Genomic DNA, 23,328 nt, shown 5'->3' on the forward strand with positions numbered 1-23,328 from the left:
AATGTTCCAGCTAAAAAAAGAACCGCTGCTAAAAAAGTAAACGCTTAAAAAAGCATTGCGAAGTAACGTTTAGTGTTTAGTTAGCCTCCCATATCTTTTTATTCGAAATCCCACAAACCAACCAACCATTTAATGGCCCCACCATTTATCTATTCATCAGATCCAGGGTTAATTATAGGATTTCATGGCTGTGACCAGGAAGTAAGAGATAACATTGTATTTGGCCACTCTTCACTTCGACCGAGTAAAAATAAATGGGATTGGCTGGGTGGCGGCATGTATTTTTGGCAAAATAATTACGAACGCGCATTACAGTATGCAACAGATCCACCTACAAAATCGGCCATAAAAACACCTGCAGTACTTGGCGTAATTTTTAATCTTGGTCATTGTCTGGACCTTACGGATAAAGAAGGTATTGATCTGGTAAAACTGTCTTACGACACCTTAAGTAAATCTGCAAAACAAGTGCAAAAAGCGCTTCCTCATAACAGCAACCCTAAAGAAAATCCTGATTCAAAGGACAAAATCATTAGAAGACTTGATTGCGCAGTGATAAATAACATTCACTCGTTATTGGAGAAAAACAATGAGGCGCCTTTCGAATCTGTAAGGGCCGTATTCTTTGAAGGAGAAGAGGTCTATGAAATGCAGGCTTCCTGGACAAAACCCATGTTCAGATCTGTATTAGAAATCCCAATCTTATTAAAGCATTCTTTATTCCCCGCAGAGCAGTTAAGTGGCTATGATAATAACACCGCACAGGTCAGGAAAGTATCAATTCCCTTTCTGGGAAACGTCAGCAAACTACCAGCAAAGGAAAACGTTTCGCAAATTAGCAGGTACAAGCCAGCGCAACAGAAGAGGATAAGTCAAATCAACAGCAAAAACACCCACACTTAACGTGCGCGCTCAAATCAATAAACCAGTCAGTAAATAACATTTGGAAACCATAGGGTCGCATCCTCTACTCATCCTCCCAAAAAATCCGGGGTCAGTCGCTCCTTCAAACCTCAACCGCCCCATCCTCTATATATAAAAGTCAGCCTTTAAAAAAAGAGACCTGCAAGCTAAAAAACCCGCAGGTGTTCATAACCTATGCCAACTTTAGAGTTCGTTTTTAAAAAAACACGCTTAATTACGCTTTTTTCTATCTGTAAACACTCTCGAAATTCAATAATTATATATAAACAAAATGTCGTTCTCTCTTGTCACTACTAGACAATGTATTACACAATGCATACCATTTTGCCTGTATTGATTCCAATTCCGCCCGCTTTTCGTGCTTCTATAGTTTATTTACGAGGCTGCGTTATGTTTGGATTTACTAAAATGGAAAAATTTTCATCAAGGACAAAAAACTGGTAATCAGGCTGTAATAAATGCAGATGTCCAGTCTGCCTCCTCGCGGACCGTCCGGAGATGACGCGCTGATTTCCCGGTGTTTACCCCGGTAATATTCCGATGTTTATCTGATGACCATTTTGGGGTGAAGTGTACAAACTACATTTACAGCCTACACCCCGCCGGGGTGTGTTTTTCTGTTGTTGTGGAACAAATTCCGCAGTATAGGGTTTCGTACTTATTATAATGCTTCGCGCCAACCAGGTGCACATATCTCCCATATCTCATCCATATGCCTCCCATATCACACACATATGCAACCCATATATTTCCTCGTAAACCGGGCATTTCAGACCTCCCCAGCTCCTCATTTCCGCTCCTGGCAAAGCTCTACGAGCACCCCGTTCGTGTCTTTCGGGTGTAGAAAGCAAATCAGCTTATTATCCGCGCCCACCTTAGGCCTGTCCTGTAATAGCGTAAACCCTTCCCCGGCCAGCCGTTGCATTTCTGCCTCAATATCAGCCACTTCAAAGGCAATATGATGCAGGCCCACCCCCTTTTTTGCAACGAATTTAGCGATCGCACTATCCGGCCCGGTGGCTTCCAGCAGCTCTAACTTAGTATCCCCCTGCAGGAAAAATGCCGTTTCTACCTGCTCACTCTCCACCTTTTCCCTTTTATAACAAGGCGTATTTAACAGTTTTTCAAATAAAGGCACTGATTCTGCCAAAGATGCCACCGCAATCCCTATGTGTTCAACTTTTAACATGTATGCATTATTATGAACGGCAAGTTCCAGAAAAATCCTTGCAATCCCATAGAGGTATTCTATTTGCCTATCAGATTTATAGATGATGAATGGAGCGCAGATTTAAAGATTCAGTGTTAAATTTGTAACAATTCCCTCTCTATTATAAATATATCCTTATGTTGAAACTGCCTGTATACCTGGATAACAACGCAACTACTCCCTGCGATCCAAGAGTGGTAGAGGCGATGTTGCCATATTTCACAGAAACTTTTGGCAACGCGGCCAGCCGCAACCACCCCTTTGGATGGGCTGCAGAAGAGGCGGTAGACTATGCCCGGGAACAAGTGGCCAAACTCGTAGGGGCGGAAACCAAAGAGATCGTTTTTACCTCCGGCGCTACAGAGGCCGATAACCTCGCCCTCAAGGGCGTGTTTGAGTCCTATGCGTCCAAGGGTAATCACATCATTACGGTGGCTACAGAGCATAAAGCCGTACTGGATACCTGCAAGCACCTGGAAAAGCTGGGCGCTGCAGTTACTTTTCTACAGGTGAACCATGAGGGATTAATAGACCTCAAAGAACTGGAAGCCGCTATTACGCCTAAGACCATCCTGGTGTCCATCATGTATGCCAACAACGAGACCGGTGTGATCTACCCCATCCGGGAGATCAGCGCCATTACCCGCCGTCATGGCGTGCTGTTAATGACAGACGCCTCCCAGGCAGTAGGTAAGATCCCCGTGGATGTGAATAAGGATTGCGTGGATATTATGGCCTTCAGCGGTCATAAGATGTATGGTCCCAAAGGCGTAGGCGCCCTCTATATCCGGCGTAAATCGCCCCGCGTAAAGATCGCCGCCCAGATGGACGGTGGCGGCCATGAAAGGGGCGTCCGCTCCGGCACCCTGAATGTGCCCGGTATTGTAGGCCTGGGTAAGGCTTGCGAAATATGCCGCCTCGAAATGGACGAAGAAGCTAAACGCCTTACCATCCTGCGCGATAAGCTGGAAAAAGCCCTGCTGCAGATGGAACAGGTATATCTGAATGGCGCGCCTGGACAGCGTTTGCCACACGTGACCAATGTTTCCTTTAAGTACGTGGAAGGCGAAAGCCTGCTCATGGGCTTTAACAAAACGATCGCCGTTTCGTCCGGCTCCGCCTGCACCAGCGCCTCCATGGAGCCCAGCTATGTGCTCAAGGCAATGGGCGTGGGCGACGATCTGGCACATTCTTCGCTTCGTTTTGGATTGGGACGCTTCACCACCGATGAACAGATAGACTATACAATACAAGCCGTCAACGATACAGTGAACCGGCTACGCGAAATAAGCCCCCTCTGGGAGATGTTTAAGGACGGTATAGACCTGAGCTCCATAGAGTGGGCACACTGAGAAACGGTTGCCAGCTATCAGCTTTTAGCTTAAAAACAGCATCGCTAAAGGCTAACAGCGAATAGCCGGCAGCTTATGAATCAACCACCGCTGTAGACCTTTAATTTTGAGCAGATCGGAACCAACGCCAAAAGCTAAGCGCCAACAGCCAAAAGCTAAAGAAGATGCCTTACTCGGAAAAAGTACTCGATCATTATGATCATCCGAAGAATGTAGGCTCGCTCGATCAAACCAAAAGCACCGTAGGTACCGGGCTGGTAAGCGAGCCAGATTGGGGGGATGTAATGCGTTTGCAGATTGAGATCAATCCCGCCACCGGGGTGATCACAGACGCCAGGTTTAAGACTTTCGGATGCGGCGCCGCTATCGCTGCCTCCTCCCTTACTACAGAATGGATCAAAGGTAAAACCATGGATGAAGCCCTGTTGCTTGATAACATGGACATTGTGGAAGAACTGAACCTTCCGCCCGTAAAGATCCACTGCTCCGTACTGGCAGAAAACGCCATCCGGGCAGCTATCAACGACTACCGCAAAAAGAATGGCCTGGAAGCCCTCGCCTTCGAAGAAAAGGTAGCCAGTTATGAGTAACTAAGGTTACTGTTGATGCCAACCTCCCCGTTATGAAAAACAAATAAGGGAATCACTTTCTCCCTTTAAGCCTCCGTTGTCGTTCCCCGTTTTGATCTATCGCCCCCTGCAAACATGTATTTCGCGTTATGGAGCCTGCCATTGCCGGCTTATGGCGATGTGTTGTCCGGACTTTCCCGCTCCGCGATTGCAATTGTTCCTGCCCGGTACGTTGCCAGCCCTTCCCATGCCTCAGGCCTGCCCTCTATCCTCCTCCTCCCCAACAATAAGCCCCTGCTCTTTTGCGTTTCAACCAACGCCATTGCCTGCATACGGTAAACTGCCAGCTAATTTTATATATTTGTACTTTTAATAATTCTTATGCTAGCCATCTTCAGAAAGGAAATACACCAGTTTTTTAGCAGTATCACCGGGTATGTGGCCATCATCCTTTTCTTGCTTGCTAACGGATTGCTTCTCTTCGTATTCCCGGATACCAGCCTCCTGGATTTCGGCTATGCCAACCTGAACCCGCTCTTTGAGCTGGCCCCCATCATCTACCTCCTGCTCATCCCCGCCATTACCATGCGCAGCTTTGCAGATGAGTTTCGCTCCGGCACCATAGAGCTCCTCAGCACCAAACCGCTCTCCTGGTGGCAGATCGTACAGGGTAAATTCTGGGCCGCGGCGCTGATCGTGCTGATCTCTTTAATACCTACCCTTGTATACTATATTGCCATTCACCAGCTGAGCGCTCCTCCGGTGCACCTGGATAACGGCGGCATAGCCGGTTCCTACCTGGGCCTGCTACTGCTGGGCATCGTATTCACCGCCATCGGCATATGGGCTTCTTCCTTAACGGCGAATGCCGTGGTGGCCTTCCTGGTGGCCGTGTTCACCTGTTTCCTGTTCTACAACGGCTTTGACGCTATCAGCAAGATCCCGGCCTTTTCCGGCGGGGCGGATTATTACCTGCAGATGGCCGGCATCAAATTCCATTATACCTCCATCAGCAGGGGAGTGATCGATAGCCGGGACGTGATCTATTTTGCCAGTGTGGTGGGGCTGATGTTATACCTCAGCAAAATATCCCTGCAACGCCGCGTATGGCAAAGCGGGGGCAGCCAGAAAAAATACCTGCAACGCGCCCTGGTGGTAGTGGCAGTGCTGATCGGCATCAATGTGCTGGCCGCATACGTACATGGCCGGGCAGACCTTACAGCAGAGAAAAGATATACCCTGGCCCCCTCCACCAAGCAATTGCTACGCAGGCTGGATAACCCGGTGACCATAGAAGTGTTCCTGAAAGGCGACTACCCCGCGGCCTTCCGCCAGCTGGCCCAGGCTTCTGAGGAATTACTGGCGGAGTTCCGCGAATACGGCGGCAAAAACATCCGTTTCTCCTTCCAGAGCCCCGGCCAGGGGATGACAGACTCCGCCCGCATGACTTTCCAGCAACAGCTGGTGGAAAAAGGCATTATGCCTTTTAACCTGCAGGTACAGCAAGACGCTAACCAGGGCTACCAGGAAAAACTGATCTTCCCCGGCGCCCTCGTTCATTACAAGGATAAGACGGTAGGCGTAAACCTGCTGAAAAGCCAGGGCGGCCAGGACCCTAATGAGACCATGAGCGCCTCAGAGGCCCTGCTCGAATACCAGTTCGTGAATGCTATCTACAAAATGCAGCAGCCCCGCAAACCGCTGGTTGGCTACATGCTGGGTAATGGAGAAACCCTGGGTGTTGAGGTGTATGACGCCCTCACTACCGTACAGGCCAATTATCAGCTGGATACGTTCTCCCTCCAGCACAATGCATTCATCCCCCGGGATTTTGACCTGCTGCTGTTTGCCAGGCCTACCAACCGCTTTACAGATGAGGATAAGATGAAGATTGACCAGTACGTAATGCAGGGCGGCAAGATCATCTGGTGCCTGGATGTGCTGAATGCCAGCATGGACAGCCTGCAGACAAAGAATAATTTCATCGCCTTTGACCGCGGCCTCAACCTGGAAGATCTGCTGTTCCGCTACGGCGTACGCATCAATCCTGACCTGATCCAGGATCTGCAGTCTGATAAGGTACCGCTGATCGTGGGCAACGTAGGCAACAAACCGCAGATCCAGGAAGTGGACGTACCCTTTTTCCCCCTGCTCTCGCCCACCGGTAACCACCCCATCGTAAAGAATATGGATAGGGTGTTAAGCCATTTTGTAAGCTCTATAGACACGATCAAGGGCGGCGATGTGACCAAAACCATCCTGCTTACCTCCTCTGACAATAGCCGCATCGTTCCTACCCCGGTAGAGATCAACCTGCAAAACCTGCGCGACCGTCCCAACCCGCGGGAGTTCCGCCGGGCCTACCTGCCCGCCGCCGTGCTCCTGGAAGGCCGTTTCCATTCCCTGTTCCATAACCGGCTGGACCGGGCGCAACAACAGGCCATCGCACAGGTATCCGGCCAGCCCTTCCGGGATATAGCCGATACCGTGAACAAAATGATCGTGATCAGCGACGGCGACATGATCGCCAATGCCGTTTCCCGCAAAGATGGCCCACTGCAGATGGGCATCAATCCCTTCCGCGCGGACTATGTATACGCCAATAAAGAGTTTTTCCTGAACTGCCTGGAATATCTCACCAATACCTCCGGTATCATGGAAACCCGCAATAAACAGGTAACCCTGCGCCTGCTGGATGCGCAAAAGATCAAAGACGGCCGGACCAAATGGCAGGCCATCTGCTTCCTGGCGCCTGTCGGCCTCATCCTCCTGTTTGCCATGGTGTTCCAGTTTATCCGTCAACGCAAATTCGAATAGGCTGCCTGCCAGGGAGTTAGTATATTTGCTACTCACTAACAACAGCAGGTTGCATGACACCCACACAGTGGACGTATCTAATTTTTGGTATCGTGATCGTCCTTGCCCTGGTTTTTGATCTTGGCTTATTGAGTAAAAAATCTACGACCGTATCTATCAAAAAAGCCCTGGTGCAAACCTGTTTCTGGGTAGGTCTTTCATTGGCATTTTTTGGATGGATGTGGTATGAGAACGGCCATAATACCGCCATCAGCTACCTGAGCGCCTACCTCATGGAATGGTCGCTCTCCATCGATAATATCTTCGTATTTATCCTCATCTTCAGCTTCTTCAAAATAAAGGAATCCAGCTATGCACGGGTACTGCTCATCGGCATCCTGATGGCCATTGTATTCCGCGCTATCTTCATCACCATCGGCGCCGCCCTTATCTCCCGGTACTATTGGATCCTGTACATCTTTGGCGCTTTCCTGGTCTATACCGGCGTAAAGATGTTTGTGGTAGATCAGCACGAAGACTTTAAACCGGAAGAGAACATCGCCTACCGCTTTATGAGCAAATACATGCGCATTACGCATGAAGATCCCAATGACAAATTCACATTAAAAAAAGGCGGCAAGGTATTTTTCACCAATCTCAGTGTGGTAGTGGTCATGCTCTCCGTAACAGATGTGATCTTTGCCCTGGACTCGATTCCCGCGGTATTTGCCATTTCGCAGGTGCCGCTGGTAGTATATACCTCTAATATCTTTGCCGTACTGGGCCTGCGCTCCCTGTTCTTTTTACTGCAGGGCGCCGTAGATAAGTTCGATTACTTGCAGCAGGGCATTGCCATTGTGCTGGTCTTCATCGGTCTTAAAATGCTGGCGGAGATCGTGCATTTCCATATGCCGGTGTATGTGTCCTTAATTGTGATCGTGCTCTGCCTGGGCGGTTCCATCCTATATTCCATCTATCATAAGAAGAAAGGAGTGCCAACAAAACTTAAACATTAAAACAAATAATATGCTTCCGGTCCTTAGCGTACTAAGGGCTATAAGCAAAAGGCCAACAGCTAATGTATCACGCAGCAAATATCAGTAAGATCCTGAAAGGAGAACTTTTACAGGATGCAGGGTTTCCGGAAATAGCGCATATTTTGCTGGACAGCAGGAAACTGGTTTTTCCAGAAACCTCCCTTTTCATTCCATTGGTAAGTAACCGCCGCAATGCCCATCAGTACATTCCAGAAATGTACGAGAAAGGCGTGCGCAACTTTATTGTCAGTGAACACCCGCCCCTGGAAAAATACCCGGATGCCAACTTTATCCTGGTAAAGGATACCATGCAGGCCCTCCACACGCTGGTGGGCTGGCACCGCCAGCAGTTCCATATTCCGGTGATAGGCATTACCGGCAGCAATGGCAAGACCATCATCAAAGAATGGCTGTTCCAGCTACTGGAAAAGGATTATAACATTGTGCGCAGTCCCAAGAGTTATAATTCCCAGATAGGCGTACCACTCTCCGTATGGCAAATGCAGCCGGAGCATCAGCTGGCCATCTTTGAGGCCGGCATCTCCCAACCCGGCGAAATGGAGCACCTCGAAAAGATCATCCGCCCCACCATCGGCATCTTTACCAATATTGGCGAAGCGCATAACGAAGGCTTCCTCAACAAACGGCAAAAGATCAATGAAAAGCTGGTGCTGTTCACCAAAAGCGATGTGCTTATCTACTGCAAAGACTACCTGGAGCTGAACGAATGTGTGCTCAATTTCCATACACAGATCGGCAAAAGGGATAACCAGCAAGGCTTACAGCTGCTGTCATGGTCCCGCAAGACCGATGCCGATCTGCGCATCATCAGCGTAGACAAGGATCATTCCCACACCCGTATAGACGCGCTGTATAATACCATTCCCCTGTACATCCGCATCCCTTTTGTGGACGAAGGCTCCGTTGAGAATGCCATTCACTGCTGGGCGCTGATGTTATACATGGGTATTGAGCAGAACGTTATCCAGCAACGCATGGACCTATTGGGCAATATTGCCATGCGCCTGGAGCTGAAACAGGGCATCAACAACTGCTCTGTCATCAACGATAGTTATAATTCTGACCTGGGCTCCCTCACTATTGCGCTGGATTTTTTACAGCAGCAGCAACAGCACCCCACCCGTACGGTCATCCTCAGCGATATCCTGCAAAGCGGCAAAAGCGACGCCTCCCTGTATGAGGAAGTAGCCGGCCTGCTGCAGAAAAAAGGCATCCAGAAATTTATCGGCATCGGCAAGAACATTGGCCGGGAGAAGAAGTTCTTCCAGGATGTGCCGGGCCTCAAAAGCCAGTTCTTCCTCACCACGGAAGCCTTTACCCAACAGTTCAATGCGCAGGATTTCCAGCATGAGACCATCCTGCTGAAAGGCGCGCGCATCTTTGAATTTGAGCGCATCGGTAAACTCCTGGAGCATAAGGTGCACCAGACCATCCTGGAGATCAACCTCAGCGCCATTGCGCAAAACGTAAAACAATACCAATCGCTCCTGAAGCCGGATACCAGGGTAATGGCCATGGTAAAAGCCTTCTCCTACGGGAGCGGCAGCTTTGAGATAGCCAACCTGCTCCAGTTCCATGGGGTGGATTATCTGGCCGTAGCTTATGCAGACGAAGGCGTAGAGCTGCGCCGTACCGGCATCACCATGCCCATTATGGTCATGAATCCGGAGCCCAGCTCCTTCGACGCCATCCTGCAATGGAACCTGGAGCCGGAAATATATTCCCTGCACCTGCTGCAACAGTTTGGCGAGGAAGTGCGCACCAGCGGTAAAACAGATTTCCCCATCCATATAAAACTGGATACCGGCATGCACCGCCTGGGCTTTGAGAAAAAGGATATCCCGGCCCTGGCCCTGATCCTTACGGAGAACGGGCTGCTCAAGGTGAAATCCATCTTCAGCCACCTGGCCGCCAGCGAGGATCCCGCAAAAGACCCCCTTACCCAGCAACAGGGCCGCCAGTTCTTTGACATGAGCCATGAGCTGCAAAAAGCCCTGGGTTATACCAGTATCCGCCACATTGCCAACAGCGCCGCCATTCTCCGCCACCCGGACCTTCAGCTGGATATGGTACGCCTGGGCATAGGCATGTACGGCGTAGACAGCGGCAACAGCGAAATGCAGGAAAAACTGCGCAATGTAAGCACCCTCAAGACCACCGTAGCCCAGGTAAAATACCTGCAAACAGGAGAAACAGTAGGGTATGGCGCCACCTGGACCGCCACCGCCCCGGCCGTGATAGCCACCGTACGGATTGGTTATGCGGACGGCTACCCCCGCTGCCTGAGCAACGGCGCCGGCAAAATGCTGATCCGCGGAAAACTGGCCCCCGTGGCCGGCATAGTGGCCATGGATATGCTGATGCTGGATGTGACCCATATCCCGGAAGTGGCCGAGGGCGATGAAGTGATCGTTTTTGGCCAGGATCTTCCCGTGCAGCAACTGGCCACCTGGGCGGGCACCATCCCTTATGAGATACTTACCGGTATTTCCCAACGCGTAAAACGCATATATTTTGAGGAATGATCCTGCCCCACTTTAAATAAAACTATTATTTTTGGTGAAATTTAAACCCTTTTGAAACAGCCCTCCCTATGGACGGCCTGCAATAAACGACAACGCTAAAGATGAAATACCGGCACGTAATTTTTATAGTGATTTTGATACTGATCATTGACCAGGCCCTGAAGTTCTGGATCAAGACCCACCTGTACATGCAACAGGAGATCGTAATATTCCCTAACTGGTTCCGTATACATTTCATTGAAAATGAAGGCATGGCCTACGGCCTGAAGTTTGGCGGCGATTTTGGCAAGATACTGCTCACTCTCTTCCGCCTGGCAGCCGTAGTGATTGGTTTCTGGTATATGAAAAAGCTCGTGCAGCAGAAATTCCATACCGGCCTGCTGATCTGCGGCTCCCTCATACTGGCCGGCGCTGCCGGTAATCTCATAGACAGTATGTTCTATGGCCTCATCTTCAGTGACAGCGCTTATGATATTGCCCGTTTTCTGCCTAAAGAAGGCGGCTATGGCCCTTTCCTGCATGGCAAAGTGGTGGATATGCTGTATTTCCCGATCTATGAGGGCTACCTGCCCAAATGGATCCCGTTCAAGGGCGGTGACTACTTCATCTTCTTCCGCCCGGTGTTCAATATAGCGGATGCCGCTATCTCCACCGGCGTGATCACCATCCTGTTGTTCCAGAAACGTTTCTTCAGCAAACACCTGGAGCCCCGCTCTACTCAGAATAAAGCAATTGTAAACGGCGCAGTGGAGTAATCCCCGCCCGTTAGCCATCGCTCACCCGCCGGCGCAAACGCGCCGGTACCTGCGTAGTAGTCACGCCCCATCTTCCTAACCTATCCTTCCATTACATACAGTCACTTCCCACATCCTGCGGTCAATCGTACACATCTCAGCCTGATCATAGCAGCTTTCCACACTGGTATCGCCTCCACCAGGTATCCACCTTGTACTACAGGTGCTTAGCAACGTTACTGCCTGCCATCGGATGCCCCTACCGCCTTACGTGCATACTGCGTTGCCGGCAGGTTCTCTGGCGTGCCTTGGCTGGCGCGGCTCCTACAGCCTACTTTTAAAGCCAGCCACCCGCGGCAGGCGCAGCACGCAGGGGAACCCTGCCGGCATAGCCCCTCATAGCCTTATCGCCCGTCGTCTGTTCCAGCCATCATTCCTAACCCAGCGCCATCCCCCATCCGCTGCATTCCCATTAGCACATTAGCATATCAGCACATTGGCACATCAGAAAATCATTTCCAGACTTTTTTTCCTATCCCTTTGAAAACTCATTTCCCCATATTACATTTGTCCACAAATTCTGTAGACTATATGAGATATTACTTACATAACCACATGTGCTGTCTGCCTCGATGTTGTCGCCTGTAGCTGATCCCCCATGATCATTCCACTTAATTACATATATAAATAATCTACAAACTAACAGAAATGCAACTTTCTAAATATACATACCTGTGGTTCCTGCTGCTTTTATTACCTGCGCTCTCGCAGGCCCAAAGCGCTACCCTGATAGAAGTTTCCGGTAAAGTAACCGATCAGAATAAACTGCCCCTCCCGGATGTCAGCGTCCAGGTGAAAGGCACCGTATCCGGCACCATCACCAATAAAGAAGGCGATTTTAAGCTGCGTACCCGTACCAGGCTGCCTTTTACCCTGGTGATCTCCTCCATTGGCTTTCAGCCGCAGGAGCTGGAGGTAAAGAACGTGGGCGCTAACCTGCAGATAGCCCTGGCTACCCAAACGGTATTAGGCCACGAGGTGGTGGTGACCGCCTCCCGCGTATCTGAAAGCATTCTTAAATCGCCCGTAGCGGTAGAAAAGCTGGATATCCGCGCCATTAAAGAGGTGGCTGCCCCCAGCTTCTACGATGCATTGGAGAATGTAAAAGGCGTACAGATGCTTACTTCCAGCCTTACTTTTAAAGTGCCCAATACCCGCGGTTTTAATGTGCCCAATAACTTCCGTTTCCTTCAGCTGGTGGATGGGGTGGATATGCAGGCGGCTACCCTGGGCGTGCCCCTGGGTAACGCCATTGGCCCCACAGAGCTGGATATCGAGGCGGTGGAGATCACGCCCGGCGCGGCCTCTGCCCTGTATGGCATGAACGCCATTAACGGCCTGGCCAACCTGCAAACCAAAAGCCCTTTCAGATACCAGGGCCTTAGCGTATACCAGAAAGTAGGCGTAAACCATGTAGACGGCAAGGACAGGGATCCCAGCATACTGCGGGAAACCGCCATCCGCTATGCCAAAGCCTTTAATAATAAATTTGCCTTTAAACTCAATTTCAGCGCTTTAAAAGGTACAGACTGGGTGGCCAATGGCCTTACAGACCAGAACCCGCAATCGCTGAAAACAGCCAATCCCAACTTCCCGGAACTGAGCGGCGAAAACAACCCCGCCCGGGACCAGTGGAGCCGCTATGGCGATGACCGCCAGGCACGCCAGACGGTTACCGTAAATTACAATGGCCAGCCCACCAGCTTTAATGTAGCCCGCACCGGCTACCTGGAAAAGGACCTCATCTATCCGGATGCGCGTAATATTAAGGCGGACGGTAGCGTGTACTATAAGATCAACGATCACCTGGAAGCCTCTTATGGCTACCGCTATGGTATCATGGATGGCGTATTCCAGCGTGGCAACCGTATCCAGCTTAAAGATGTGACCGTGCAGAACCACAAGCTGGAACTGCGTGGCGATAACCTGCTGGTACGTGGTTATATCCTGAAAGAGAATACCGGCAAATCCTATAACCTGAACCCGCTGGCCTACAGCCTGGACCTGAGCCACGCCAGCAATGCCACCTGGAAGACCAAGTTCCAGAATGAGCTGCAAACACAGCTCAATAACCAGGCAGACCTGGTAACGGCTATGCAGCGCGCCAGGGCAGCCGCAGACCAGGGCCGCGCAGAACCAGGCACCCCTGAATTTGATGCGCTTAAAAATACCATCGTCAACTCCAATAACTGGGACGTGCTCTCTGCCTCTACCCCTAATGGCGCCCCCAATGGCGGCGCTGCGGTATGGCAGTTCAGCACCACCTATCACCTGGAGTTCCAATACAATTTTAGCCAGATAAAATGGGCCAATATCCTGGTAGGTGGCGATTACCGCCGGTATGCCGTAACGCCGGATGGCAATACCTTCGTAGACCTTTCCCGTCCGCTCGACGAAAGGACCCTGCCGGATAAAAACGGCTCCTTTGGCAGCAAACAGTATTATTCCAAATACGGCGGCTTTGGCCAGATCACCAAACTGTTCCTGGATGATAAGCTGAAAGTATCCGCCTCCGCCCGTGTGGACCGGAACCCGGAGTTCAGCACCAAATTCAATCCCCGCCTGGCGGTAGTATATACCCTGGCAGACAAACATAATTTCCGGGCCTCTTTCCAGAACGGTTACCGTTTCCCGGCCCTGTTTGAGGCGCTGTCTTTCCTCAATAACGCCAGCGTGCGCAGGGTAGGCGGTCTGGCCCGGGTGAATGATGGCATCGGCTTCCTCGAGAACTCCTACACCCTCACCTCCCTGGATGCATTTAATGCCGCCGTGACCACAGATATTACTAAAAACAACCTGGATACCGCCAGCGCAGCCATTAAGAACAAAAACCTGCTGCAGGTAGCCAACCTGCCTGTAATGGAGCCGGAGCGCATCAATTCCTTTGAGGTAGGTTATAAGAGCGTACTGCTGGATAATAAGCTGGTACTGGATTTTGACGCTTATTACAACTCCTATAAAGGCTTCCTGGGCCAGGTAGAAGTATCTGTGCCCACCAGTGGCAAAGTAGGCTCAGACGCTGCCGTGATTGACATGGTAACCCGCTCTAAACAAAGCCGTTACCGCGTGTATACCAATGCCAAGAATATTTATAACAGCTACGGCTCTTCGCTGGGCGTAACCTATATTTTCTACAAAACCTTCCAGGTTTCCGGTAATGCCAACTTTAACAAGCTGTCGCAGAACCCGAACCCGGACCTGTTCTCTACCGGCTTTAACACGCCTGAATGGGTAACCAACATCTCCTTCAGCAACCGGGAAGTGTTCAAGAACGTTGGCTTTAACGTGGTATTCCGCTGGCAGGACCAGTTGTATTGGGAAAGCACCCTGGCTAACGGCACCGTGCCATCCTACGCTACCGTAGACGCACAGGTGAACTTCCGGATACCCAAGCTGAAATCCACCATCAAAATAGGTGGCAGCAATGTGCTCAATAACCGCTACATCCAGTTCGCCGCCGGCCCTACCATCGGCGCGCTGTATTATGCCTCCATCCTGGTGGATGGGCTGCTGAAATAACGGACGCAGGCACACTCACCACCGCCAACAGGCTGCCAGTAACGGCGGCGCATACCCAAAAATTCCCCTCCAAACAATCCAGATCCAATCATTATAAAAGTCCCGGTAATCATTCCGGGACTTTTTTCTGCTTTTATTTGGATTTACTATTTATTCCGGCTACCTTTAGTCTATAGTTTATATAGACTATATAATTTATAAGTATTATGTCGCATAACGAGGTGATAGATAAACTGGAACAACAGCCGGCTACGCTGAGAGGGCAGGAAATGCTTATAACGCTGGTGAATGAAGAAAATAAGAAAAAGCGTAGCCTGTGGGTACTCATTACTTTGATCGCGATTGTTACCGTGGTGGGGTTATGGGTTACCTATTATTATAATGTGCCCGCGGCTACGCAAACCAGGGTGTATCATTTCATCCAGTCACTCTTCACCTCCCAGCTCTTATTTTATATAGGCGTAGGATTGGCTGCACAGATGGTAGACGGCGCCCTGGGCATGGCCTATGGGGCTACCTCCTCCTCCCTGCTGCTTGGCCTGGGTATTCCGCCCGCTATTTCCAGCGCAAGCGTACACGTAGCGGAGGTGTTCACGACCGGTGCATCCGGTATTGCGCATTTTAAGCTGGGTAACGTAAATAAGAAGCTGTTCCTCTACCTGCTTATACCGGGTATGCTGGGGGCTATCTCCGGCGCCTACCTGTTATCTGATAAAATAGACGGTAATATCATCAAGCCCTTTATGAGCGCCTACCTGATGATCCTGGGCATCATCATCATCCGCAAAGGTCTGCAGAGCCAGCGTCGTAAAAGCAAAGTAAAACGCCTGGGCCCTCTGGCTTTTTTTGGCGGCTTTATGGATGCAATAGGCGGCGGCGGATGGGGCCCCATTGTTACCTCTACCTTATTGAGCAAAGGCCGCACCGTACATTATACCATCGGTTCTGTAAACGCGGCGGAGTTCTTTATTTCTGCCTCCAGCGCCATCACCTTCCTGATCTTTACCGGCATTAGCAGCTGGCAGGTGGTCTTAGGCCTGATAATAGGCGGTGTGATCGCATCTCCGTTCGCTGCCATACTGGTACGTCGTATCAAACGCAAACCGCTAATGATCATGGTAGGCATCATGGTAATTCTCCTGAGCTTGCGGACCATCTACTTAAGCCTGCATTAATGTGCTAATGTGCAGATATGCTAATGTGCTAATGTTAGTACACAAATTGGGCTAAATATCAATTAACTGACACAAGGGTTTTCACAATAAAAAAAGGTTCCGGATATCCTCCCGGAACCTTCTCTATTTACAGTAATACTTATCACTTCAACATACTAACATCAGCACATTAGCACAGCAGCACATTAAATTTCCCCTACCATCTTCATCGGGTCCACCGCCTGGTCAAACTCCTCAGCCGTTACATAACCCAGTTTCACTGCCATTTCCTTCAGGGTAGTGCCTTCTTTATGCGCTTTCTGCGCTATCTCTGCCGCTTTATAATACCCGATCTTAGTGTTCAGGGCAGTAACCAGCATCAGTGAGTTATCTACGTGTTTCTTGATATTAGCTTCAATCGGCGCCAGGCCTTCAGCGCATTTATCATTAAAGCTAACGCAACCATCGCCTATCAGGCGGGCGCTGTGCAGGAAGTTATAGATCATCACCGGCTTAAACACGTTCAGCTCAAAATGGCCGCTGGCGCCGCCAATATTGATGGCCACATCATTACCCAGCACCTGCGCGGCTATCATGGTCAGCGCCTCACACTGTGTGGGGTTCACCTTGCCCGGCATGATGGAAGATCCCGGCTCGTTATCCGGTATAAACAGCTCGCCTATACCGGAACGGGGACCGGAGCTCAGCATCCGGATATCGTTCGCTATTTTCATCAGGCTCACGGCTACGGTCTTCAGCGCGCCATGTGCTTCTACAATGGCGTCGTGGGCGGCCAGGGCCTCAAATTTATTCTCTGCCGTTACAAAAGGCAAACCGGTGAGGGTAGCTATGTGTTTGGCTACATTCACCGCATAACCTTTAGGCGTATTAATACCGGTACCTACTGCCGTACCACCCAGGGCCAGTTCGCTCAGGTGCTCCAGGGTATGGCCAATGGCCTTCAGGCCATGATCCAGCTGGGATACATACCCGCTGATCTCCTGGCCTACGGTAAGCGGCGTGGCATCCATAAAATGGGTACGGCCGATCTTTACCACATGTTTATAGGCTTCTGCCTTTTGCGCCAGGGTATTGCGCAGCTTCTTGATGCCGGGGATGGTGGTCTCTACCAGCATTTTATAAGCCGCAATATGCATGGCGGTAGGGAAAGTATCGTTGGAAGATTGTGATTTGTTCACATCATCATTGGGGTGGATCACCTTGTCCTTATCCGTCAGGGAACCGCCATTGATCACATGTGCGCGGTAGGCTACCACTTCGTTCACATTCATGTTGGATTGGGTACCGGAACCGGTTTGCCAAACCACCAGCGGAAATTCAGCGTCCAGCTTGCCTTCCAGTATCTCGTCACATACCTTGCCTATCAGTTCCGCCTTTTCTTTGGGCAGTACGCCGGCGTCCAGGTTGGTAAGGGCAGCGGCTTTTTTCAGATAGGCAAATGCCCGGATGATCTCTTTGGGCATCCTGTTAATGTCCTGTGCTATCCTGAAATTATCGATGGAGCGCTGCGTTTGTGCGCCATAATAGGCATTTACAGGTACCTGCACCTCGCCCATCGTGTCTTTCTCTATTCTGAATTCCATATGCTTGAATTTTGAGCCACAAAAATAACTAACAATGAATAATTATTGTTGTCTATTACTGCCCCGTAAACTTAGGCTGCCGCTTCTCTATAAAAGCCGCCGCGCCTTCCTGCAGGTCCTTAGTGGCAAAACAGGCCCCAAATTCATCGATCTCTGTAGCATAACCATCCACATCCTTGTCCAGGGCGGCATGGGCGCATTTGATCACCCGGGCGATGGCAAGGGGCGCCTTGGCATGTACTTTCTTCAGTATTTCCTTTGCTTTATCCAGCAGGGCTTCTTTTTCCACTACATGGTTCACCAGTCCCATGGCAAATGCGTCTGGGGCGCTGATCATATCGCCGGTCATCATCAGCTCCATGGCGCGGCCCTTGCCTACCAGCTGGGTCAGGCGCTGGGTGCCGCCATAACCGGGTATCAGCCCCAGGTTCACTTCCGGTTGCCCGAATCTGGCATTGGTACTGGCTATACGAAAATGACAGGCCATGGCCAGCTCGCAGCCACCGCCCAATGCAAAACCGTTTACCGCGGCAATAATGGGTTTGGGGCACTCCTCAATACGCTGAAAAATGGTATGCCCTTTTTTTGCCAGCGTAGCGCCCTGCTCTGCAGACAGCTGCTGGAACTCCGCAATATCCGCTCCTGCTACAAATGCCTTCTCGCCCGTACCGGTGATCACCGCGCTTTTCACCTCTTTTTTATTATACACCTCATCTATGGCCAGCGCCAGTTCTGCCATTACGGTCTGGTTTAAAGCATTCATTTTATCCGGACGGTTAATGGCTATGATCAATATCTCATCCGTCAGGGTAGTGCTGATGGTTTCGTACATAATTACTTGATTTGATTTGAGGGACTAAGTTATCGATTTAGGGGTTACAAAAACGCAAACGGGCTGTTACCGGCGTTAGATCCGTTAACAGCCCGTTTGAGCATATAAAAAAGGTGTTAGAAATCTACGCTGACGCTGCGGCTGTGTTTGCCCTTATGGTGATGATAGTTCACTTTGCCAAAATCATAGTTAAGGGTCACAAAGAACATTTTAGCCTCCAGGTTGCGGTAGGGCAGATGGGGGTTGCCCGCCAACATACCATCCTGGTAATCGTGGTTAAAGAAATCATTCAGGTAATACTGCACTTTCAGCCCAAAGCCCGGGTACACCCGGAAACCCGCAAATACAGATGGCATCAGCAACGGTGTACGGTCGCTGAACCATTCATTGAACTTGTGCCGTTTATCTCCGTTCACAAATTGTTTTTCCTTATAATTTACAGCCAGGTCATAGGAACCGCCGGCAAAAAAGAAGATATTTCCGCGGCGCAGGTCGCCTATCTTAAAGCCCAGCGGTATACCCACGGTATATACCCGCCGTTTTAGTTTCAGCGAATCATTCGCTTCCGTAATCAGCCCTATATTTTTGATGTTGATACCTGTAAAGAGCCCAAAACTGTTGCTGAGATCGTAGTTAAAATTGGTGCCTACATTGGCAAAAACGGTGAACCGGGGAATATTCCGAACGTGCGCCCCATTGTCTTTTACATTAGCAAAGGATAGCAGCGGACCATCGCCACCCCAGGATACGTACACGCGGTGCGTTTTACCGCCGGCATATTCGCCAAATACATGTTTTGTCCAGTCTTTTTTGGTGGAATCTGTTCCTTTTTCCTGGGCAGCTACGCGCAGGGACAGCAGGCATGCTATCAGGAACAACAGGGTACAATGTTTTCTCATTGGGCGGAGGGTTTAATTAATTGTTATCAAACGCGATGCCGTTTCCGTTAAGCCCGGCTACCTAATATAGACGAATGAGCACAGGAAAAGGTTGCTGCCACCCCCTATTTTCTTAAAAACTCCGGTGTGCGCCCACCCAACCGGTGATATAACTGGCTATTTCCTGGGTATGGGTGCCGGGAGGGAATAATTTGCCAACACCCAGCTGTTGCAGGGCCTGCATATCCTCATTCGGGATAATACCGCCGCCGGTAAGCAGCACGTCATCCATACCCTTTTCTTTCATCAGGTCTACGATCCGGGGGAATACCGTCATATGGGCGCCGGAGAGGATGCTGATGCCAATGGCGTCCACATCTTCCTGCAGGGCGGCATTCACCACCATTTCCGGCGTTTGCCGAAGACCGGTATAGATCACTTCCATGCCGGCGTCGCGCAGGGCGGCGGCTATCACTTTAGCCCCGCGGTCATGGCCATCCAGGCCCACTTTAGCTACCAGTACCCGTACCGGGCGATTTAAAGGGTTGACCATTTTTTCTAAGTTGCGGTTGTAAATGTAGCGAAAATTAGCTGTTAGCTATTAGCCATTAGCTTTTAGCAGCCTCCAAACTAACCCTTAATAGCTAATAGCTAACGGCTAATTACGTACCTTTGCTGTCCGTAAAATTACAACTGGTTATATATGAGCGAAGAAAGGTCACTCAATTTTCTGGAACAGATCGTAGAAGAAGATATCGCAAAAGGCGTCAATGGCGGCCGGGTGCTGACCCGCTTCCCGCCGGAGCCCAATGGCTACCTGCACATTGGCCACGCCAAATCCATATGCCTCAATTTTGGGCTGGCCCAGAAATACAACGGCCAGACCAACCTCCGTTTTGACGATACCAATCCCGTTACGGAAGATACCGAATACGTAGATTCCATTAAAGCGGACATCAAATGGCTGGGTTTTGAATGGAAGGATGAGCTGTATGCCTCCGATTACTTTGAACAGTTATACCAGTTTGCTGTACAATTGATACAAAAGGGCCTGGCATATGTGGACGATTCCTCCGCGGAGCAGATCGCCGCTATGAAAGGCACGCCCACAGAGCCGGGTAAGGATAGCCCTTACCGCAGCCGCACCATAGAAGAGAACCTGCGCCTCTTTGAAGAGATGCGTAACGGCGTGTACAAGGATGGTGAAAAAGTGCTGCGTGTAAAAGGCGATATGGCCTCTCCCAATATGCACATGCGCGACCCGCTCATGTACCGTATAAAACATGCCCATCACCACCGTACCGGCGATAAATGGTGCATCTATCCCATGTACGATTTCGCACACGGACAAAGCGATAGTATTGAACATATCACCCACTCCATCTGTACGCTGGAGTTTGTGCCGCATCGCCCGCTGTACGATTGGTTCATAGAAAAGCTGGAGATCTTCCCCTCCCATCAGTACGAGTTTGCCCGTCTGAACCTGAACTACACCGTAACGAGCAAACGAAAGCTGAAACAGCTGGTACAGGAAGGTATTGTACGCGGCTGGGACGATCCCCGCATGCCTACCATCAGCGCGCTGCGCCGCCGCGGTTATACCCCTGCCAGCATACGCGCATTCTGCGAAAGGGTGGGCGTTCAGAAACGTGATAATATCATAGAAGTAAGCCTGCTGGAATACTTTATCCGCGAAGAGCTGAACCGTACCGCTAACCGCGTAATGGCCGTACTGGATCCCGTAAAACTGGTGCTCACCAATTACCCGGAAGGCCAGGTAGAAGAGCTCTCCGCAGAAAATAACCCGGAGGATCCTTCCGCAGGGCACCGCATCGTTCCGTTCAGCAACACCCTCTATATAGAGCGGGAAGACTTTATGGAAAATGCGCCCAAGAAATTCTTCCGCCTGGCCCCCGGCCAGATGGTACGCCTTAAGTATGCCTATATCATCAAATGCGACAGCTTTGATAAGGATGCAGATGGCAACATTACCACTATCTATTGCACTTACCTGCCGGAAAGCCGCAGCGGCGGTGACGCCAGCGGACTTACCGTAAAAGGCACCATCCACTGGGTAAGCGCCGCGCAGGCCGTTACCGCAGAGGTACGCCTGTACGACCGCCTGTTTAAGGTAGATGATCCCAATAGTGAAGAAGGGGATTTCAAGGACTATATCAACCCCAACTCCTTGCAGGTGATCGAAAACGCCTACATAGAGCCCTCGCTCGCCAGCGCCAAACCCGGCGACCGCTTCCAGTTCCTGCGTAAAGGATACTTTGTGGCTGACCCGGACAGCACGCCGGAAAAACTGGTATTTAACCGCACCGTAACGCTGAAGGATACCTGGGCTAAAGAAGCGGCAAAAGGATAAGTAAATTAGAACTGATAATAATCTGAATGCTCCGGGCAACTCCCGGAGCATTTTTTTTGTCTCAATAAAAAAGCTGGCCTTCTCAGACCAGCTTTTTATATTTTATTATATAACAACTATCACGCAGCATCCAGCGCCGTCAGTGCCTTCATGATCCGCGCAATGGTCTCATGTTTACCCAGCGTTTCCGCAATATTAAACACCGGCGGGCCAAACTTACCGCCTGTCAGCATAATACGGAACGGCAGCTGTAATTCTCCCATCTTGATGTTCATCGAAGCGGCCAGCTGTTTAAAGCTTTCCTCTAGCTCCACCAGGGAGAAATTTGTTGATGTTTCCAGCACAGAGGCCCAGTCCAGGAAGAACTGCCGTTTATCGGCATTCCATTTGGGCTTTACCGCCGCCAGATCATAACCTTCCGGCTGCTGGAAAAAGAAGAAAGCATGGTCCCAGATCTCATTCACCATATTGCAACGGTCTTTTACCAGTCCGGCAATAATAGCGGTATATTCTTCAGAGGCTTGTACGCCTTTTTCTTTCAGTACCGGCATAAACAGCTGCGCCAGGCGCTGATTATCTGCCTTTAAGATATACTGGTGGTTAAACCAGTTGGCTTTTTCAATATTGAATTTAGCGCCGGCATGGTGTACCCGTTCCAGAGAGAACTTTTCGATCAGCTCTTCAATGGTGAACAGCTCCTGCTCCGTGCCATCGTTCCAACCCAGCATGGCCAGCATATTTACAAACGCCTCCGGCAGGTAGCCCATTTCACGGAAGCCTTTGGTAAATTCATTACTGCGCGGATCTGTCCAGTTCATGGCATACACCGGGAAACCTAAACGGTCGCCATCGCGTTTGCTGAGCTTACCATTGCCATCCGGCCGCATGATCAGCGGCAGGTGCGCCCACTGCGGCATCGCATCCGCCCAGCCCAGGTAACGCCATAACATAATATGCACCGGTGCGGAGGGCAGCCATTCTTCCCCGCGGAAAGCATGGCTGATCTTCATCAGGTAATCATCCACCACTACGGCCAGGTGATAGGTAGGCATACCATCGGCCTTGAGCAGCACCTTATCATCCACGGTGCCGGTATTAAAATGCACTTCGCCGCGGATCATATCCGTAAAGGAGATCTCTTCGTTGGCCGGCATCTTGATACGGATCACATGCGGAGTACCTGTGGCCAGCAAGGCAGCGGTTTCTTCCGCCGGCAGCTGCAGGGAGTTACGCATCTGGGTGCGTACCACATGGTTATATTGGGGAGAAGGATTTTCGTCCGTTTTCAGCCTTACGCGCATACTGTCCAGCTCTTCTGGGGTATCAAAAGCGTAATAGGCGTAGCCTTCCTTTACCAGTTGCTCCGCATACTGGCGGTATTGGGCTTTACGCTCGCTCTGGCGGTAAGGGGCATAGGGCCCGCCTACATGCGGTCCCTCGTCGGCATTCAGCCCGCACCAACGCAGGCATTCAATGATATATTCCTCCGCGCCCGCAACATAACGGGTCTGGTCAGTATCTTCTATGCGCAGTACAAAATCGCCTTTGTGCTGCTTTGCGAACAGGTAATTGAATAAAACCGTGCGTACGCCACCCAGGTGCAGGCCACCCGTGGGGCTGGGTGCAAAACGCACCCTTACTTTTTCGTGTGCCATAGGCGCAAAGGTAATATTTTAGTTGATAGTCATCAGCCGGTAGCAGCTATGTTTCTGTACCGGATACAGGAGGGCGATTGCCGGCTT

General features: G+C 50.5%; 16 protein-coding genes. 10 read left to right on the forward strand and 6 right to left on the reverse strand.

What is annotated here, in order from left to right:
• Window positions 1–132: 132 nt before the first annotated feature.
• Entirely contained in the window at window positions 133–903 is a 771-nt protein-coding gene (locus F0L74_RS00610) for a hypothetical protein (protein ID WP_149835911.1), read from the forward strand.
• Between the two features lie 808 nt (window positions 904–1,711).
• On the opposite strand, the gene mce is transcribed toward F0L74_RS00610, so the two are convergent.
• Window positions 1,712–2,113, reverse strand: a complete 402-nt coding sequence (gene mce / locus F0L74_RS00615) for a methylmalonyl-CoA epimerase (protein WP_149835912.1) — start codon at window positions 2,111–2,113, stop codon at window positions 1,712–1,714.
• Between the two features lie 158 nt (window positions 2,114–2,271).
• On the opposite strand from mce, the gene F0L74_RS00620 reads away from it, so the two are divergent.
• The 8 genes from F0L74_RS00620 (at window position 2,272) to F0L74_RS00655 (ending at window position 15,922) form a co-directional block, all read left to right on the forward strand.
• Window positions 2,272–3,486 carry an IscS subfamily cysteine desulfurase gene (locus F0L74_RS00620; protein ID WP_306462918.1) on the forward strand — a complete coding sequence of 405 codons (1,215 nt, stop codon included), beginning with the start codon at window positions 2,272–2,274 and terminating at the stop codon, window positions 3,484–3,486.
• Window positions 3,487–3,650: 164 nt separating this feature from the next.
• Complete coding sequence (locus F0L74_RS00625; protein ID WP_149835913.1) at window positions 3,651–4,076, forward strand: iron-sulfur cluster assembly scaffold protein; 426 nt, start codon at window positions 3,651–3,653, stop codon at window positions 4,074–4,076.
• Between the two features lie 360 nt (window positions 4,077–4,436).
• A complete protein-coding gene (gene gldG / locus F0L74_RS00630) occupies window positions 4,437–6,872 on the forward strand; it encodes a gliding motility-associated ABC transporter substrate-binding protein GldG (protein WP_149835914.1) in 2,436 nt (811 codons plus the stop codon).
• Between the two features lie 53 nt (window positions 6,873–6,925).
• Window positions 6,926–7,867 carry a TerC/Alx family metal homeostasis membrane protein gene (locus tag F0L74_RS00635; protein WP_149835915.1) on the forward strand — a complete coding sequence of 314 codons (942 nt, stop codon included), beginning with the start codon at window positions 6,926–6,928 and terminating at the stop codon, window positions 7,865–7,867.
• Window positions 7,868–7,929: 62 nt separating this feature from the next.
• On the forward strand, window positions 7,930–10,434 hold the full coding sequence (locus F0L74_RS00640) for a bifunctional UDP-N-acetylmuramoyl-tripeptide:D-alanyl-D-alanine ligase/alanine racemase (RefSeq protein ID WP_149835916.1): 2,505 nt from the start codon (window positions 7,930–7,932) through the stop codon (window positions 10,432–10,434).
• A gap of 101 nt (window positions 10,435–10,535) precedes the next feature.
• Window positions 10,536–11,189: a lipoprotein signal peptidase gene (locus F0L74_RS00645; RefSeq protein ID WP_149835917.1), complete on the forward strand. Its 654-nt coding sequence runs from the start codon at window positions 10,536–10,538 to the stop codon at window positions 11,187–11,189.
• Between the two features lie 687 nt (window positions 11,190–11,876).
• Entirely contained in the window at window positions 11,877–14,747 is a 2,871-nt protein-coding gene (locus tag F0L74_RS00650; protein WP_149835918.1) for a TonB-dependent receptor, read from the forward strand.
• Window positions 14,748–14,953: 206 nt separating this feature from the next.
• A complete protein-coding gene (locus F0L74_RS00655; protein ID WP_213086860.1) occupies window positions 14,954–15,922 on the forward strand; it encodes a sulfite exporter TauE/SafE family protein in 969 nt (322 codons plus the stop codon).
• Window positions 15,923–16,107: 185 nt separating this feature from the next.
• On the opposite strand, the gene fumC is transcribed toward F0L74_RS00655, so the two are convergent.
• The 4 genes from fumC to F0L74_RS00675 all read right to left on the reverse strand — a co-directional run bounded on the left by fumC (window position 16,108) and on the right by F0L74_RS00675 (window position 19,768).
• Window positions 16,108–17,505, reverse strand: coding sequence for a class II fumarate hydratase (gene fumC / locus F0L74_RS00660; protein WP_149835919.1), 1,398 nt, complete (start codon window positions 17,503–17,505; stop codon window positions 16,108–16,110).
• A 55-nt stretch (window positions 17,506–17,560) separates the two neighbouring features.
• Window positions 17,561–18,337 (reverse strand): enoyl-CoA hydratase/isomerase family protein, encoded by a 777-nt coding sequence (locus F0L74_RS00665; protein WP_149835920.1) that lies wholly within the window; start codon window positions 18,335–18,337, stop codon window positions 17,561–17,563.
• Window positions 18,338–18,453: 116 nt separating this feature from the next.
• Window positions 18,454–19,236, reverse strand: coding sequence for a porin family protein (locus tag F0L74_RS00670; RefSeq protein WP_149835921.1), 783 nt, complete (start codon window positions 19,234–19,236; stop codon window positions 18,454–18,456).
• A 112-nt stretch (window positions 19,237–19,348) separates the two neighbouring features.
• The gene (locus tag F0L74_RS00675; protein WP_149835922.1) at window positions 19,349–19,768 is read right to left on the reverse strand and encodes a cobalamin B12-binding domain-containing protein; all 420 of its coding nucleotides are present in this window, start codon (window positions 19,766–19,768) and stop codon (window positions 19,349–19,351) included.
• A 150-nt stretch (window positions 19,769–19,918) separates the two neighbouring features.
• Here F0L74_RS00675 and F0L74_RS00680 point away from each other — a divergent pair, with 150 nt between their 5' ends.
• Window positions 19,919–21,586: a glutamine--tRNA ligase/YqeY domain fusion protein gene (locus F0L74_RS00680; RefSeq protein WP_149835923.1), complete on the forward strand. Its 1,668-nt coding sequence runs from the start codon at window positions 19,919–19,921 to the stop codon at window positions 21,584–21,586.
• 119 nt (window positions 21,587–21,705) lie between these two features.
• Here the strand turns inward: F0L74_RS00680 and gltX are convergent, their stop codons facing one another.
• Complete coding sequence (gltX, locus tag F0L74_RS00685) at window positions 21,706–23,241, reverse strand: glutamate--tRNA ligase (RefSeq protein ID WP_149835924.1); 1,536 nt, start codon at window positions 23,239–23,241, stop codon at window positions 21,706–21,708.
• Window positions 23,242–23,328 lie beyond the last annotated feature (87 nt).

Origin of the sequence: Chitinophaga agrisoli, assembly GCF_008386695.1 — a bacterium.
GTDB lineage: Bacteria > Bacteroidota > Bacteroidia > Chitinophagales > Chitinophagaceae > Chitinophaga > Chitinophaga agrisoli.

Coding starts and splice junctions, on each gene's coding strand:
- F0L74_RS00645 (WP_149835917.1), top strand. CDS start 10,536: ATGAAATACCGGCACGTAATTTTTATAGTGATTTTGATACTGATCATT.
- F0L74_RS00665 (WP_149835920.1), bottom strand. CDS start 18,337: ATGTACGAAACCATCAGCACTACCCTGACGGATGAGATATTGATCATA.
- F0L74_RS00610 (WP_149835911.1), top strand. CDS start 133: ATGGCCCCACCATTTATCTATTCATCAGATCCAGGGTTAATTATAGGA.
- mce (WP_149835912.1), bottom strand. CDS start 2,113: ATGTTAAAAGTTGAACACATAGGGATTGCGGTGGCATCTTTGGCAGAA.
- F0L74_RS00675 (WP_149835922.1), bottom strand. CDS start 19,768: ATGGTCAACCCTTTAAATCGCCCGGTACGGGTACTGGTAGCTAAAGTG.
- F0L74_RS00680 (WP_149835923.1), top strand. CDS start 19,919: ATGAGCGAAGAAAGGTCACTCAATTTTCTGGAACAGATCGTAGAAGAA.
- F0L74_RS00640 (WP_149835916.1), top strand. CDS start 7,930: ATGTATCACGCAGCAAATATCAGTAAGATCCTGAAAGGAGAACTTTTA.
- F0L74_RS00635 (WP_149835915.1), top strand. CDS start 6,926: ATGACACCCACACAGTGGACGTATCTAATTTTTGGTATCGTGATCGTC.
- fumC (WP_149835919.1), bottom strand. CDS start 17,505: ATGGAATTCAGAATAGAGAAAGACACGATGGGCGAGGTGCAGGTACCT.
- gltX (WP_149835924.1), bottom strand. CDS start 23,241: ATGGCACACGAAAAAGTAAGGGTGCGTTTTGCACCCAGCCCCACGGGT.
- F0L74_RS00625 (WP_149835913.1), top strand. CDS start 3,651: ATGCCTTACTCGGAAAAAGTACTCGATCATTATGATCATCCGAAGAAT.
- F0L74_RS00650 (WP_149835918.1), top strand. CDS start 11,877: ATGCAACTTTCTAAATATACATACCTGTGGTTCCTGCTGCTTTTATTA.
- F0L74_RS00670 (WP_149835921.1), bottom strand. CDS start 19,236: ATGAGAAAACATTGTACCCTGTTGTTCCTGATAGCATGCCTGCTGTCC.
- F0L74_RS00655 (WP_213086860.1), top strand. CDS start 14,954: ATGTCGCATAACGAGGTGATAGATAAACTGGAACAACAGCCGGCTACG.
- gldG (WP_149835914.1), top strand. CDS start 4,437: ATGCTAGCCATCTTCAGAAAGGAAATACACCAGTTTTTTAGCAGTATC.
- F0L74_RS00620 (WP_306462918.1), top strand. CDS start 2,272: ATGTTGAAACTGCCTGTATACCTGGATAACAACGCAACTACTCCCTGC.